The sequence below is a fragment of the Dickeya sp. ws52 genome, assembly GCF_007210685.1.
GTDB classification, from domain to species: Bacteria; Pseudomonadota; Gammaproteobacteria; order Enterobacterales; family Enterobacteriaceae; genus Dickeya; species Dickeya chrysanthemi.
Genome location: NZ_SZVX01000004.1, coordinates 211,910 through 227,699, shown reverse-complemented (window position 1 = coordinate 227,699; position 15,790 = coordinate 211,910). Strand labels below are relative to the sequence as shown.

Here is a 15,790-nt window from a genome sequence, read left to right as displayed (position 1 = left end):
TCCCTGAGCAAGAAGATAACGACATCCACTATTGAGGTTGCAGTATGTTCTTGCACAAGAAAGAAACGCATCGCATCGGGTTAAACCGAATTATTTTGACCGGCGTGTTGACCGGTCTTGCCTGCCCTACGTTGGCGGCGGATGTAAATACCTCCACATCATCGACGGCGGCATCGGCCACGACGGGGGGCGGAAAGAAGAACACGGCGTTGGTGGACAACGCCGCTGGCGGCTCATCCGGCGACCAAATGACGGTGATGTCGCCGCGTGTCAACAAACCGGGCACCACCATTACGCTTACCGACAGCGATATGCAAAAGAACGGCGGCAACGACTTCGGTTCTATCATGCGTTACCAGCCGTTGGTGAGCGCCACCGGCGTCAGCGGTGGTTCCGGTGCCGGTAAAAGCGGGTTCGATCGCGGCGGCTACACCGGCTACAACATCCGTGGTCTGGAGAGCAACCGGGTGGCGATCGACGTAGACGGCATCCCGCTGCCCAATGCCACCGGCCGCAGTTATGCCGGGCGTCCCGGTCTTAATACCTTCGGTATCGGCCGCGATTACATCGACCCTTACATGTACGGCCTGGTCAGCATCGACGCGGGCGCGACGCCTATCGAGCGCGCTAATAACGCCATCGGCGGCGCGGTATCGTTCCGTCCCAAATCGCCCGATCAGTACTTATCCGCACAGAAAGACCACTATGTCGGTTATCAGAGCGACTACGACTCGGCCAGCCGCAGTTGGCACAACGGCGTTACCGTTGCCGGTGGCGATCAAACCCTGCGTGGTATTGCCGTGGTTAGCCGTCGGGACGGCCAGGAAACCCGCACCAACAGCGACCAACTGCCGGCGTATCCACTTAACTGGCACTCGACGGCGGTGATGACCTCGGCTATCTGGCAACCTAACGATCAGCACCGTTTCACCGGAACGCTCGACCATTACAGCAAGACGTCCCACACCCGTTACGATGGCTGGAATACTCAGGGCAGCAGCATCGTCGGCACCTCACAGCAAGACAGCGACAGTGAGCGCTGGAGCGGCAGCCTGCGCCACAGCTGGACCGCTGCCACTAATACCGGCTGGGTGGATGCGGTAGATTCCCGCGTCTACGCCCAGCGTTCCAGTGCAAAAGACGACACCGACATGCCGCTGGACGACGGCACAATGCAGAAGGTCAACTCCGATTACAACGTCAGAACCTACGGCGTCGAAACCAGCTTGTTGAAATCCGTCGGTATGCACCAGTTCACCTGGGGGGTTAACGCCCAGCAATCCGATACCGAGCGTCCGTTCCATCAGACGCCGGTGCAGGCCGGTGCCAACGCCATTATGCAGCCGGAAGCGGACAGCCGCAGCTACAGTCTGGGCGGTTTCGTACAGGATAAGATGGACGTCGAATTGGCCGGTAAGACGCTGGCGATAACCCCAGGGGTGCGGGTGGCGCACCAGAGCACAAGATCACGCAACCTGTCCAGCTTGAGTGAAGGCAGCCGTATCATTACCGCAGGCGATGTGCAATCGCTGTACGGCAAAACCACCCGCGATACTGAAGTGCTGCCGTCGCTCAGCCTGCAGTATGAACTGACGCCGCGCCTGAGCACCTACCTGCAATATCGCCGCGGCGCCCAGTTCCCGGACGCCAGCCAACTGTACGGCTCCTGGAGTCTCGGCTCCAACTATGCCGGCCGTGCGCAATATGCGCTGATCGGCAACAGCAATCTGGAAACTGAAACCAGCAACAACTATGAGTGGGGGTTGAAAGGCGATGTGACCGATGGGGTCAGCTTCCGCACCGCGGTGTTCTACAACGACTACAAGAACTTTATCGCCAGCACCCGTTATACCCGTGCGGCCAACCCGGAAAAATTCGCCAACGTACCATCGAATATCTATACCGCTTACCAGATGGAAAATCGCGACGAGGCTTACATCTACGGCGCGGAATTCAGCAGCCGCGTGCAGTGGGGCACCTGGTTTGACGCGATCGGTGGTTTCAGCACCACGCTGGCAGTCGGCTATAACCAAGGGAAATCGAAATCCCGTTATCTGGGCGACAAATACGTCGATCTTGACAGCGTAGCACCGGTGAAAGCGGTCGTCGGTCTGGCCTGGGATGAAGCGAATAATCGCTACGGTGCCGCCATCACCTCCACCTTCCAGAAAGGTAAGCGCGCTACCGCCACCAACCGTCAGACCTATAACAATACCGGCGCGGCGCTAACCGATTCGACCGCCGAGTACCTGCGAGTGCCGGGATACGGGCTGGTGGATTTGACCGCTTACTGGCGCGTACTGCCGACGGTGCGGCTGAGCGGCGGCGTCTATAACCTGACCGACCGAAAATACTGGGACTACCTGAATAGCCGCCAGTTGACGCTGAGCACCAATCAGGATGGCTACAACCGCGAACTGGCGGTGATGCCGGGACGTACCTTCCAACTGGGCGTCAATGTCGATTTCTGATCGCCACTGAGCCTTGCCGGCGGCTTCCTGTCAGTTGCAGGAAGCCGCTTTTTGCTCTGACCGCGTTCATGAATCCTTACGATATTGGCTATTTCCTCTAATATTATAATGCTGTTGTAATTTACCGGACGAATTGACGTATAAGCGGATCACCGCAAGATAATCAGGGGAAAAATATGACAAAGCAGGTAAGACTCACCACATGGGGCGGTATGGCGGCGTTGCTGGCGGCAAGCTTGTGGCCGCTGGCGTCATCGGCGGTTACCGCTGTGTACGTATCGGCGGCAGGGGACGGGGAAATTCGCGCCTATACGTTGAATACCCAAAACGGCCAGTTGACCGCTACCGGATCGGTAACCGCCGGCCCGCAGGTGATGCCGATGGCGCTCAGCCCGGACAAGCACCACCTGTATGCCGCGGTACGCAGCAAGCCCTACACATTGGCCGGTTACGCTATCGACAGAAAAACCGGCGCACTGAGCCCGGCCGGCACGGCGCCGTTGCCGGACAGCATGGCGTATATTTCCACCGACCGCACCGGACGCTGGCTGCTCAGCGCCTCCTATGGCGGCAACAAGGTGGCGGTCAGCCCGATTGCGGCAGACGGCCGCGTCAGCGCTGAAGCCGTGCAGGTTTTGCCTACCGGGAAGAATGCGCACAGCATTATTGCCGACCGGCAGAACCGGTTTGTGCTGGTCAGCAATCTGGGCAGCGACCAGCTACAGCAGTTGCGTTTTGATGCCAAAACCGGACAACTGACCCCGAATACGCCGGCCGAACTGGCGTTGCCGCCGGACAACGGGCCGCGCCATCTGGTGCTGTCGCCGGATAACCAGACGCTGTACGTCAGTAATGAGCTGTCCGGTAAGGTGGCGCGTCTGTCGCTGAATAAAAAGACCGGATTGCTGACGCTGCTGGATTATACCGATGCCCTCCCGGCGGACGCGGGAATGCAACCCGGCACCGTCGACCCTAAAGCGCCGGGCATCGATAATCGCCCCAAAATCTGGAGCGCGGACCTGCGGCTGACGCCGAATGGCCGTTTCCTGTATGTGTCTGAACGCACCAGCAGTACTGTCAGCCTGTTGCGGGTGACGCCCAAGAGCGGTCAACTGCGTTATGTCACGCGCTATCCCACCGAAACCCAGCCGCGCGGTATCCAGATCGATCCCAGTGGCCGTTACCTGATCGCCAGCGGTGAAAAATCCGAACAGTTGTCGGTATATCGCATCAACCAAACCAGCGGTGAACTGACGCTGACCGGCCGTTTCCCGACGGGCAAAGGCGCCAACTGGATTGAAATCGTCACGCTGCCTTAAATAAGGCGCATCACTATGGTGTTAAGAGTGCACGGTAAATACCGTTGATGCAGAATCCCCCGCCCTGAGCGGGCGGGGTGGTAATGAGGTGTCAGGCCGGGGTTATTTCAGGTAGGCGTTGAACATCCAGATCTGTTTTTCCTGCTCTTTGATGTAATCGGTCATCAGCGACGCGGTGCCTTCATCACTGCTTTCCGCCGCCAGCGGCAGGATTTCTCGCTGTTGTTGCAGCAGCACGGCATAACCAGCCAACAATCCTTCCAGCGTTTTTTTGCCCTCAGTGGCATTCACGTCTTCTTTGATATCCGCCACTTTCAAATAGTCGCTATAGGCATGTAGCGGTTGTCCGCCCAGCGCCAGGATACGCTCTGCCAGTTCGTCGATTTTCAACAGCAGTTCGTTGTAGATTTCCTCAAATTTGGCGTGAAGTTCGAAAAAGGCCGCACCGGAAATATTCCAGTGATAACCACGCACATTCATATACAGAATCTGGTAGTTAGCCAGCAAGGTGTTCAGTTTGGCGGCAATCTTTTCAGACTGCTGCACATCCAGGCCAATCGGGCTCTTTTTCTTTTTACTGCCTGACATATAACGCTCTCCTTTCTGTCAATCGCATAGTGGTTCGCCATGAGCATCCGTCCGGCATGTGCTCGTTTGCCGGGCAACGTGACGGCCTTTTCATCATAGACCAGAAACCGCTGTTCCATCCCACCGGGTGGGCTGGTTCATCCTTTATAAAACGATTCTGTGAATAAACGTTTGCGGCGTATCAATTTTTCGAAGTTGCGCACAACCCGGCCGTCGATGTGTGGCTTGCGGGCGATACGGGGTGGTGGATAACCAGCCCAATACCAGGGCATCGCGCAACGGGCCGGCGCATCTAACTACAAGCCTATTGGGAATAATCCATATTCAGATATTAATCTGAAATTTTTTGTTAATAAGGAATACGTTGTTTTTCATCAATGAATGTATTATTTACCCATTGGGGGTTATAGGTTTATATCCATATATTTTTCCAGCCTGATAAACGGTATTATTTATACCCGTTATACTTCAAGTTGCAGGTGCGTTGGCTGTATTTACTCGTTACTTATTGAAAATTTGTATTTATTTTATATGAATAGGGTTTTAGAAATTATGCCTAATCCTTTCACGGCATCATGGAGCCGGAGCGGTAATCTTTTATGTCATGGTAACTGGATAATTCATTATCAGGGTCGCGTGTTTGAATTGCCGGAAAAATACCGTGAGCAGCATCTGGGCACCTTGGGGATTTATTCGGTTATCGACCCGGATGACGAACTCTATCGGGACGGATTGGATGAAGATGACTGGATTTTGGAAAATGTCGATTGGCTGGCGGACTGTTTCGAATTACATCAGGTACCGATTGAAGAGTGTTATTTCCGCTTTTTTTATCAGGCCGTCAATCCGCAAGACTGGCGTTGTACCAGTTGCGCCGGGTGCATGTGACGCGCAAAACATCCACGGTGTCCGCCGCAGGCGTACGAATGATACGGCGGTAACCGCTCCCGTTCACCGGGAGCGGCCTGATTTACCGGAACGGCGGCTCGTTGAAGGTGCGCAGTTTGCGCGAGTGCAGGTGCTCCGCTTCGGCGCGCAGGAGATCAACGGTACGGATGCCTATCTGCAAATGTTCGGAAATTGCCCCTTCATAGAAACGATTTGCCTGACCGGGCAATTTGATCTCGCCGTGCAGCGGCTTGTCCGATACGCATAACAAGGTGCCGTAAGGTACGCGGAAGCGGTATCCCTGCGCAGCAATGGTGGCGCTTTCCATATCGACCGCCACCGCCCGGCTGAGGTTGAAACGCAGTGCCGAGGCGGAATAACGTAACTCCCAGTTGCGGTCGTCGGTGGTGACCACCGTACCGGTACGCAGGCGCTGTTTCACTTCTTCGCCCGGCATACCGCTGACCTGTTTGGTGGCATCGTATAACGCGCGCTGGACTTCGGCGATGCTGGGGATCGGGATATCCGGCGGCAATACCGAATCCAGCACATGGTCGTCGCGCAGGTAGGCATGTGCCAGCACATAATCGCCGATGCTCTGACTCTCCCGCAGGCCGCCGCAGTGGCCGATCATCAGCCAGGCGTGCGGCCGCAACACCGCCAGATGATCGCAGATGGTTTTGGCGTTGGACGGCCCGACGCCGATGTTCACCAGCGTGATGCCGCGCCCTTCGCGTGCGATGAGATGGTAGGCCGGCATCTGATGGTTTTTCCACGCCAGGTCGGATACCGCCTGCTGCGGGTTCTCCGTATCGGCGGTAATCAGCGCGCCGCCGGCACAGGCTAACGCCTGGTACGGGCTGGCAGGATCGATAATTTGATCGCAAGCCCAGCGCACGAATTCATCGACATACCGGGTGTAGTTGGTGAACAGCACGAACGGCTGGAAGTGCTCGGCTCGGGTGCCGGTGTAGTGGCGCAGGCGCGCCAGCGAAAAATCGGTACGTAGCGCGTCGAAGTGCGACAGAGGGGAATGGTCGAGGGTCTGCAACAGGCCGTCGGCGGTTTCGTCGCCGATCAACGCCAGCGATGGGGTCGGGAAATGCTGCGCCAGAGCAACGCTCATTGAGCGATCCAACTTCAGATTGGCACCGTCGATCACATAGGGATAAGGGATTTCCTTGTCCGACAGCGCGACTTCGATCGTGGCCGAATAGTCGTTTTCCAGAATCGTCAGTTGTTCCGCCAGATAGTGCCGGAATAACTGCGGGCGGGTCACCGTGGTGCGGTAGTTGCCGCCGTGGGTAAGACGGCCGTACGCGCGGGTTTTACTGTGTTTCTGCGATAGCCCGTCCCAACTGATGCGCAGTTCCGGGTAGACAAACAGCCCGTTGGCGCGCGCGGCGGCATCCGGCGGAGTGCCGTGAGTAATAAAATCGCCGATGGCGGTGCGTAACGCTTTGACCGCGCTGTCATACAGCGCTTCCAACTGGTCCAGCGCCTCGCTGGCGGACAAGCCAGCGCCAGGTGCATAACTCATCTTTACTCCTTTCTTGTAATGCGGTTGTCTTATAAGGCGATTGTCTTGTAAGTCGATTGTTTTATAAGTCGATTGTTTTATAAGTCGATTGTTTTATAAGTCGATTGTTTTATCAGTCGACTGTGCGATGGCGGATGCCATACCGTGGGCACATTGTGGCACAGCGCATATCGCAGTACGATGGGAGAAAAGTGAATTTGAAAAGTCAGCGGGCAGTCCCTGTATAGAAAACCAATTTGTGATTTATATCTCAATTTTAATGGGCTGAATTGCTCAACTTTTAAACTGATTCAGAACAAATGCAAAATCTGCGCAACTTCTTGCTCACTTTCCAGCATAAATCCCTGTTTGCGCAATGGATGCCGTTTTTTCGGGAAGTCTGCGCAACTTTTTGCTCAAATTTGACTTAGGGAAAATTTGACTTAAGTGAATTGTATTTAAAAACAACAAGATATTAGTTGGCATGGGAATTGCTATGTAAGCGGTGAAGTCATACTAACCGTTCAACAACAAGGAGCAAGACTATGCCAACTCCATGCTATATCAGCATCGAAGGGAAAACGCAGGGCAACATCACCGCCGGTGCCTTCACCTCCGACTCCGTCGGCAACATCTACGTGCAGGGTCACGAAGACGAGATGCTGGTGCAGGAATTCAAACACATCGTCACCGTCCCGACCGACCCGCAGTCCGGCCAGCCTGCCGGTCAGCGCGTGCACAAACCGTTCAAGTTCACCGTCGCCCTAAACAAGGCCGTCCCGCTGCTGTATAACGCGCTGGCCTCCGGCGAAATGCTGCCGACCGTGACCCTGAAGTGGTATCGCACCTCTGTCGAAGGCAAGCAGGAGCACTTCTTCACCACCACCCTGACCGACGCCACCATCGTCGATATCAACAACCAGATGCCGCACTGCCAGGACCCGTCCAAGCAGGATTATACCCAGTTGATCGAAGTGTCGCTGGCCTACCGCAAGGTGGACTGGGAGCACACCGTCGCCGGCACTTCCGGCTCTGACGACTGGCGCGCGCCGATCGAAGCGTAATTACGCCGTTACCCGGACTCCGGTCCGGGTTTTGCTGTTTTTGTCTGCGTTGAGCGATGGTACGCCCATCGCTGAGTGCAGGCGCATTCATTGTGATAAAGGCACTGACACACGGCACAGACCGGGTGTGCGGTAGCTATGGAGCCGGGGAAAGGAGGAAGCAGGGTGGCCAACAGTACAGGATTGCAGTTTACCGTCAAAATCGGCGCATTGGCGGACACCACCTTCGCGGTGGTGGATTTTGAACTCAGCGAGGCGCTGAACCAGCCGTTTGCGCTGTCGCTGAGCCTTGCCAGCAGCCAGGCGGATATCGACTTCGGCGCGGTGCTGGACCAGCCGTGCGAACTGATGGTGTGGTACGAAGGCGAATTGCAGCGCCGGGTCAGCGGCATCGTCAGCCGCTTTGCCCAGGGCGACACCGGTTTTCGCCGCACCCGCTATCAGGCCGAGGTGCGCCCGGCGCTGTGGCGGCTCGGTCTGCGCACCAACGCCCGTATTTTCCAGACCAAAAAACCGGATGAGATCATCACCGAACTGTTGCAGGAAGCCGGTATCAGCGACTTTGCCTTTGCCCTGCGCCATGACCACGCCGTCCGTGAATACTGCGTGCAGTACCGCGAAAGCGACCTGGCGTTCATCAACCGGCTGGCCGCAGAAGAAGGGATGTTCTACTTCCACGAATTCGAAGCCGGTAAGCACCGGGTGGTGTTTGCCGATGACGCCGGTGCGCTGACCAAAGGCCCCGAGCTGTTTTTTAACCTGGCAACACAAGGGCTGACCGAAGGGGCGTATGTCCGCCGTTTCCGTTATGCCGAGGCGGTGAGCACGGCTGAGGTGGAACTGAAGGATTACAGCTTCAAAACCCCGGCGTATGGTCTGTCGCACAAGAAAACCAGCAACGAACTGGCGCACCAGCGTGAATCCTACCAGCACTTCGACTACCCCGGCCGCTTCAAGCAAGATCCGAGCGGCAAGGCGTTTACCGGCTACCGGCTGGATGCGCTGCGCGCCGGGGCGATGACCGGCAGTGGCGAATCCAACGCCGCCGAACTGAGGCCGGGCAGCAGCTTTACCCTGACCGAGCACCCTAACCCGGCGTTTAATCTGGCCTGGCAGGTGGTGGCGGTGACCCACAGCGGCCAGCAGCCGCAGGCTCTGGAAGAAGAGAGCGGCGGCGAGCCGACCACCATCAGCAACAGTTTTGAGGTGGTGAAAGCCACCACCACCTGGCGTGCGGCGATACCGTACAAACCGATGGTGGACGGCCCGCAGATTGCCACCGTCGTTGGTCCGGCGGGTGAAGAGATTTACTGTGATAAATTTGGCCGGGTGAAGCTGCAATTCCCGTGGGACCGCTACGGCGCCAGCGACGACCAGAGCTCGTGCTGGGTGCGGGTCAGTCAGGGTTGGGCCGGCGGTCAGTACGGGTTAATCGCCATTCCGCGCATCGGCCATGAAGTGGTGGTGAGCTTTCTGGAAGGCGACCCGGACCAGCCGATTATCACCGGGCGGACGTTTCACGCCACCAACCCGTCGCCGTATGTCTTACCGGAGCATAAAACCCGCACCACCTTACGCACCGATACGCACAAAGGCAGCGGCTTCAACGAGCTGCGTTTTGAAGATGAAGCCACCCGGGAACAGATCTACCTGCACGCGCAGAAAGACATGGATGCGGTGATTAACAACATTCATCGCCAGAGCGTTGGGTTGGATCAACATTTGAGCGTGGCGAATGACCAGTTCCAGCGGGTGGACCGCCATAGCCATCGCACCATCGGGCAGGATGATTTCGAACAAATCGGACAGGATCATCACCAGTCGGTCGGGCGTCATTTTGTGCAACGCATCACCCAGTCATTCAAGCGTTTCATTGGCGGTGGCGAGATCACCCGTATTGACGGCAGCCGCCAGACCACGCTGTCCGGTTCGGAAGAAACACTGATTGGCGCCCATCAGCGCGTACTGGTCAATACCGACAGTTACCTCAAAGCCGCGGACATCGTGCTGGAAGCCGGACAATCGCTGACCATCAAAGCGCCCGGCGGGTTTATCAAGATTGACGGCGCGGGTGTCACCATTTCCGGCACGCTGGTGAAAATCAACGACGGCGGCTCCGCCGGGGCGAGCACTGCGCCGGTGTCTATCGAACCCGAATCCCCCACCAGACCGACGCTGCCCGATGCGCCGGACCGGCGTTAAGGAGTCATCATGCCAGGAGCTGCACGTTTAGGAGACAGTTGTGCTGGTCACGGCTGCTTTCCCGCCACCCCGGTGATTGCGGGCAGTGGCGATGTAATTATCAATGGCAAACCGGCGGCGCGTAAAGGCGATGCGGTATTACTGCACGCCTGCCCCTGTCCGAATATGCCGCACGGTGTTCACAGCCGGGCGATTTCCGCCGGTTCCGGCACGGTGATTATCAACGGTAAGCTGGCTGCCCGTATCGGTGATGCCATCGGCTGCGGCGGCTCGGTGGCGGCAGGCAGCGGGGATGTGATTATTGGCGACACGCCTTATCAGTCGCCGGTGAAATCTTGTGCGGAGCAGTCGGCGAAAAGCCGCGCGCCACTGCTGGCGCTCACACCGATGTTGCTGCCGGCGATGATGGAGTGGGCCGCGACCGCCGAACTGCCGGTGCTGGATGAAGCGCTGACGGTATTGCAGCGTAAGGATCGCTATCTGGCGCGCGCTAAGCTGGCGCAACAGGCATCGGCCATGCCGGGCCTGAAAGACGCCGGCACCCGACTGGCGTTTAACAACGACAGTATCTTGCGCGCTGAGGCGGCGCAGTATGTTTATCCGGTGGATGAAGTAGCACGTAAGGCAAGAGCAGTATTGCCAAAGCCACCAGTTGGATTAGTTCATTTAACGGCTAAAGAGATTCCAGAATTGGCTAGCGCCAGATTTACAGATCTGGATTCTGGCTTTGGGGCTGCTTTATTTAAGTCTGATATTAATGGCGAGACGATGCTTACCTTTAGGGGAACAAATAATTCGGTAACTGGCGCAAAAGACTGGATGACGAATCTCTCTCAAGGAATGGGTAGAGAGACGACACAATATAAGCAGGCTATTGATTTGGCTAGCCAAGTAAAAGATTTAATGCCGGGTAAATCGTCTGTAATTGTTGGTCATTCTTTGGGAGGCGGCTTGGCTTCAGTTGCGGTCAGTGCAGCTAAATTGCCTGGCTATACCTTTAATGCGGCGGGATTGCATAGCAATACGGTGGCGAAAGGTGCGGACATGACTACGACCAATTCCCTGATTAAGACACAGGCAGTGGATGGTGAGATTTTGACAATGGTGCAAACCTATGGCAAAGCTGCCGTTCCCGGTCTATTGTCAGGGGCTGGCGCGTTGGTGGGTGGTTCAGTCGGTGCGGTAATAGGCGGAGTTGCCGGTGTGGCTGCGTTGCTGAGCGGTGGGCTTCCCAAAGCGGCGGGGGAGATGATGCCTTTGCCTGCCTCCGGTGGATCGCCGTTAGCTCGTCATGGTATGGATCAGGTGATTGCAGGTATAGAAAAAGAGAAAAAAGACGATATTGGAAAAATTACCAGTACGCTTAAGGGGGAGTAATGCGATGGTTGAAGAAGATAAATTGGGTAGGGATGCTACTGGTGGGGGTATTGAGCGCTTGCCAGGCAGGAGGAAGTAATATGCAGGCAACTAATTTCTTCGAGCCAAGAATGGTTAATTTATTAGAAATCATCCTGCAAGGAAATGAAGCAGCTGCAAGGGAAAAGTTATCCCAAGGGTTGAATTTGAATATTCAGGGTAAAGAAGGAATTACACCTTTACTTTGGTTAGTCATGCAAAAGGATAAATCTGCTACTCAATTAGCATTAAAACTAGGCGCAGATCCTAATTTCCGTGCAGGTAATGGAAATAATGCTGTTAATATGGTTGCTGGTGCGAAATCGCCTGAATGGTTGAAGATGATGTTAGATGCCGGTGGTGATCCTAATTCTATGGATGCCAATAAATCACCTGTGTTATTCAGTGCAATCAATGAATCACGATGGGATGACATTAAGCTTCTTGTTGAGCGAGGTGCGGATCTTAATTTAGAAGATGCACAAAAGCGGAATAGTGCTCTATATTCAGCGTATATTAACGAGTATGAAATGGTATATTGGCTTATTGAGCATGGTGCGAAAGTAGATACTTATTCTGCAACAGGTGGAAGCTTGGCATGGAGAGTTCATGACAGTCTATCGATAGTTGCTAATAACTCTCCAAATTATTCATGGTTGCTAAAGGTTAAACAGCAGTTACAACAACGTGGCATTAAATTCCCCCCTTTATCCCCAGAGGAAGTACGAGATCGCCGTGCTAAGGGAGAGCCCCTTTGAAGTGGTGGCACTGGCTGCTGGCCTGTTTGCCGCTACTAACCGCCTGCCAGGCTGGAGGGCGCAGTATGCAGGCCAGTGAATTGTTCCAGCCACCGATGGCGATATTATTGCAGACCATCCGTAAAGGTGATGAAGCGGAAGCCCGGCGTCAGCTTGCGCAGGGGCTGAATTTGAATATTCAGGGTAAAGAAGGGATTACGCCGCTGCTGTGGTTGATTTATGAAACGCAGGATAAGAATGCGGTACGGCTGGCGCTAAAGCTGGGTGCGGACCCGAATTATAAAGATGGTTCAGGCGACAGTGCGGTAAACCGGGTATCCGGTGTGCGTGATCCAGACTGGTTGCGTATTGTTCTGGATGCCGGGGGAAATCCGAATGCTATTGGGCGACTTGAGCAACCGGCGTTATTTAGTGCGATAGGTGAAGAACGTTGGGCTGATATCAAACTGTTGGTTGAGCATGGAGCCGATGTCAATTTGGGTGATGGACAAAAAACAACAAGCGCTCACTATGCAGCCTATTTAAATAAGTATGATATTACGTATTGGCTTATCGAGCATGGCGCTAAAGTTGATACCTATTCTGCAACGGGTGGAAGTCTGGCTTGGCGGGTGCATGAAAGCTTGTCAATTATGGCGCAGAGTTCACCGCAGTATCCGTGGTTATTAAAGGTTAAACAGCAATTACAACAACGCGGAATTAAATTCCCGCCCTTATCTCCGGCAGAGGTTCAGGATAAATGGGAAAAAGGAGAGCCCCTTTGAGGTGGTGGCACTGGCTGCTGGCCTGTTTGCCGCTGCTAACCGCCTGTCAGGCTGGAGGGCGCAGTATGCAGGCCAGTGAGTTTTTTAAACCACCGATGGTGAATGTGTTATCCAGTATCCAGAAAGGGGATGAAGCCGCAGCCCGGCAACAGCTGGCGCAGGGGGTAAACCTGAATGTAGTGGGTGCTGAAGGGATTACCCCTCTATTGTGGCTGATGATGCAACAGGACAAGGCTGGTGCCAGACTGGCGTTAAAGTTGGGTGCGGATGCTAATTTTCGAACGGGTACGGGAACCACGGCCGTTAATATGGCAGCCGGTGCGAAGTCGCCCGAATGGCTGAAAATGATGCTGGATGCGGGTGGTGATCCCAATTCCCGCGATCACAATAACGTGCCTGCGTTATTTAGTGCGATAGCGGAAGAGCGTTGGGCAGATATTAAATTATTGGTCGAGCGCGGTGCAGACGTGAATTTGACTGATGGCCAAAAAACGACGAGCGCGCATTACGCTGCTTATATTAATCAATATGAAATCGCATATTGGCTAATAGAGCACGGCGCTAATATTAATACGTATTCTGCGACAGGAGCGAGTCTGGCATGGACGGTAGAAGACAGTTTATCGCTTATGGAAAATCGGTCACCACATTATCCCTGGGCGCTGAAAGTAAAACAGTTATTACAACAACGCGGCATCAAATTCCCGCCCTTATCACCGGCGGAAGTACGAGAGCGCAGGGCTAAAGGTGAATCGCTGTAAATAAAGTATTTCGACTTATCTCGTATTCTATTTCATAGCGTTGTAACGCGATGCGGCCAATTTTTTCTTCGATTCTCTCTCATTTTTTTCTGACGCAATAGACGTTATTTAAACCTTGATAACGCTATTGGGAACGCTTGTTAAATATATTCATTATTCCAGTGAACATCATGACAATAACGGGCTATACCCTGTTTGAACTCAGTCAGCATTGCTCGCTGCCGCTGTATGCGATTATCGATCCGATGCGTTATCCGGCGTTGCCGGATTTCTGGCGGGCGTTTCAGCCGAGAGCGGCGCACATATGGCAACCCTTGCGTTTTGAAGGCGCGGATGACGATTGGCAGTGCTGGGCACCGCTGGTGGTGTTGGTCGAAGAAGGTGGCCCGGGCGAAACGCTGTTGCACTGGCTGGCGGATTCACAACCGGCGCGTCATCACGGCGTGATGTTAATGCATAGCGAGCGCACGTTGAGCCAGATGACGGCTTTCTGGCAACAACGCCTGCGGTGCCGTTACCCGGACGGTACGCTGGCGCTGTTGCGCAGTTATGTGGCGGATGTACTGCAACTGTGGTGGCGCACGCTAAACAGTGAGGAGCGGGCCGCGTTTATCGGGCCGCTGACTGAGTTATATCTGCCGCTGGCGGACGATGAGCCGAACGCACCTTGTCGCTATCAGGCGCTCTGGCGTACCGATGAAGCACAGCCGATGCCGCCATCGGCGCATGACGACTACCTGATCACCCTAAATCGCTACCAGTTTTACCTGTTATCCAACGACAACCGTCTGCACCGGCTGGCAAATGAACTGTTTTTGCATGTCAGTGCGCTGTATTGGGCCGAGCTGGACGTCGAGGTGGTGAAAAGTCGCTTTCTCAGTGGTATCGCCCTAGCGCAAGCGCGTTATCCGCGTGCTTCGGAAGCCGAATGTGAAGCCTGGTCGGCTCACCGGTGGGTTATCGGCAGCGAATTTTATCACCACCCGGTTTTTATACATTTGCTTGAGCGTTATTCACTGGGCGACAGCATTCGGATTTTCAAATCCGATTCCGCCCGGATGGAAGAGGTTCGTTTGCATTATCACCGGCCCGGCTGGATGCGGGGCGAATTACCGGATACGACGGAGGTTATGCCGTGAGTCTGTCTCATGCTTTTTTGATGCAACAACCAGAAACGGAAGCCGACTGGCAGGAACGGCTCAACGCCGGAGGATGTTTTGTCATTGCTGAGGCGGCGCTTAACGACGCCGTGCCCTGGCTGGCGGAGCGCTGGGGCGGTAGCCTGGAGCAGACCCGGCTGTATTGGGGGGAAGCCGGGCAGGTACATGCCTCCGTCTCGCCTTATTGCATTCCCGTTCACGCCGCCAACTGGCCACAGGTACGCGAGCATCTGTTGACGCAAGAAGGCTGGGGCATTGGCGTGCAACTGGCGTGGTTTATGCAGGCTTATTCACCGCTTGACCAATTGCGGGAACTGGTGAAACACCTGCGTCAATGGAGCCTGGTTGCTACGCAGGAAGGCGACAGCGCGATTCTGCGCGTCAGCGACTGGCAGGTGATTCAGCCGTTGCTATCCGCCAGTACGGTGCAGGAAGCCACGGCGCTGTACGGGCCGATCGCCACGTTTTGCGACCTGTCGCCGGATGGCAGCCTGCAAAGCCTGAGCCTGACCGAACGCGTCGCACATAATCTGCCGGATACTTTGCCGCGTACGCTCAGTGATGCGCAGTGGCAGGTACTGCTGGCGCCAGCGTTGCGCCAGATGCTGGAAAGGTACATGGCGCACCTGCGAACACATCATGCGCGTTGGCGGGAAAGCGACGACGACAGCCTACTGGATTTCACCCGCCAACAAACCGAACAAGCCCGTATTCAGGGGTTCAACAACGACCGCGACATCGTGCGTTATCTGGCGCTGGCCACCGAGCTTACTCCGACGTTTATTCAGCAACCGTGGGCGCAAGCCATTCTGGCGCAGCCGGAATACATCGGCGCGCAAAACCGTATGGACCGCCTGTATCAGGCGGCGATTGATCAGTTGGACGACGCATAATCAAACAG

General features: G+C 55.3%; 13 protein-coding genes. 11 read left to right on the top strand and 2 right to left on the bottom strand.

Annotated features, from left to right (window positions below; all coding sequences use genetic code 11):
• Positions 1-44: 44 nt before the first annotated feature.
• Complete coding sequence (locus FDP13_RS05690) at positions 45-2,471, top strand: TonB-dependent receptor domain-containing protein (protein ID WP_143838973.1); 2,427 nt, start codon at positions 45-47, stop codon at positions 2,469-2,471.
• Positions 2,472-2,647: 176 nt separating this feature from the next.
• Positions 2,648-3,790 (top strand): lactonase family protein, encoded by a 1,143-nt coding sequence (locus tag FDP13_RS05685; RefSeq protein WP_143838972.1) that lies wholly within the window; start codon positions 2,648-2,650, stop codon positions 3,788-3,790.
• Between the two features lie 102 nt (positions 3,791-3,892).
• Here FDP13_RS05685 and FDP13_RS05680 read toward each other — a convergent pair whose 3' ends face one another.
• Positions 3,893-4,378 carry a Dps family protein gene (locus FDP13_RS05680; protein WP_012770506.1) on the bottom strand — a complete coding sequence of 162 codons (486 nt, stop codon included), beginning with the start codon at positions 4,376-4,378 and terminating at the stop codon, positions 3,893-3,895.
• A 552-nt stretch (positions 4,379-4,930) separates the two neighbouring features.
• On the opposite strand from FDP13_RS05680, the gene FDP13_RS05675 reads away from it, so the two are divergent.
• Positions 4,931-5,266: a hypothetical protein gene (locus FDP13_RS05675; RefSeq protein ID WP_027712649.1), complete on the top strand. Its 336-nt coding sequence runs from the start codon at positions 4,931-4,933 to the stop codon at positions 5,264-5,266.
• Positions 5,267-5,348: 82 nt separating this feature from the next.
• Here FDP13_RS05675 and FDP13_RS05670 read toward each other — a convergent pair whose 3' ends face one another.
• Positions 5,349-6,806, bottom strand: a complete 1,458-nt coding sequence (locus tag FDP13_RS05670) for an AMP nucleosidase (RefSeq protein WP_143838971.1) — start codon at positions 6,804-6,806, stop codon at positions 5,349-5,351.
• A gap of 524 nt (positions 6,807-7,330) precedes the next feature.
• Between FDP13_RS05670 and FDP13_RS05665 the strand changes: the two genes are divergently transcribed.
• The 8 genes from FDP13_RS05665 (at position 7,331) to FDP13_RS05630 (ending at position 15,782) form a co-directional block, all read left to right on the top strand.
• On the top strand, positions 7,331-7,849 hold the full coding sequence (locus tag FDP13_RS05665) for an Hcp family type VI secretion system effector (protein ID WP_012768188.1): 519 nt from the start codon (positions 7,331-7,333) through the stop codon (positions 7,847-7,849).
• Between the two features lie 165 nt (positions 7,850-8,014).
• Complete coding sequence (gene tssI / locus FDP13_RS05660) at positions 8,015-10,051, top strand: type VI secretion system tip protein TssI/VgrG (protein ID WP_143838970.1); 2,037 nt, start codon at positions 8,015-8,017, stop codon at positions 10,049-10,051.
• A 9-nt stretch (positions 10,052-10,060) separates the two neighbouring features.
• A complete protein-coding gene (locus tag FDP13_RS05655) occupies positions 10,061-11,428 on the top strand; it encodes a PAAR domain-containing protein (protein ID WP_143838969.1) in 1,368 nt (455 codons plus the stop codon).
• A complete protein-coding gene (locus tag FDP13_RS05650; RefSeq protein ID WP_143838968.1) occupies positions 11,428-12,204 on the top strand; it encodes an ankyrin repeat domain-containing protein in 777 nt (258 codons plus the stop codon). Before FDP13_RS05655 ends, FDP13_RS05650 begins: the two co-directional genes overlap by 1 nt.
• Positions 12,201-12,968 carry an ankyrin repeat domain-containing protein gene (locus FDP13_RS05645; RefSeq protein WP_143838967.1) on the top strand — a complete coding sequence of 256 codons (768 nt, stop codon included), beginning with the start codon at positions 12,201-12,203 and terminating at the stop codon, positions 12,966-12,968. Before FDP13_RS05650 ends, FDP13_RS05645 begins: the two co-directional genes overlap by 4 nt.
• Positions 12,965-13,729: an ankyrin repeat domain-containing protein gene (locus FDP13_RS05640; protein WP_143839000.1), complete on the top strand. Its 765-nt coding sequence runs from the start codon at positions 12,965-12,967 to the stop codon at positions 13,727-13,729. Before FDP13_RS05645 ends, FDP13_RS05640 begins: the two co-directional genes overlap by 4 nt.
• A 170-nt stretch (positions 13,730-13,899) precedes the next feature.
• Positions 13,900-14,868 carry a DUF4123 domain-containing protein gene (locus tag FDP13_RS05635; RefSeq protein WP_143838966.1) on the top strand — a complete coding sequence of 323 codons (969 nt, stop codon included), beginning with the start codon at positions 13,900-13,902 and terminating at the stop codon, positions 14,866-14,868.
• Positions 14,865-15,782, top strand: a complete 918-nt coding sequence (locus FDP13_RS05630) for a DUF4123 domain-containing protein (RefSeq protein ID WP_143838965.1) — start codon at positions 14,865-14,867, stop codon at positions 15,780-15,782. Before FDP13_RS05635 ends, FDP13_RS05630 begins: the two co-directional genes overlap by 4 nt.
• Positions 15,783-15,790 lie beyond the last annotated feature (8 nt).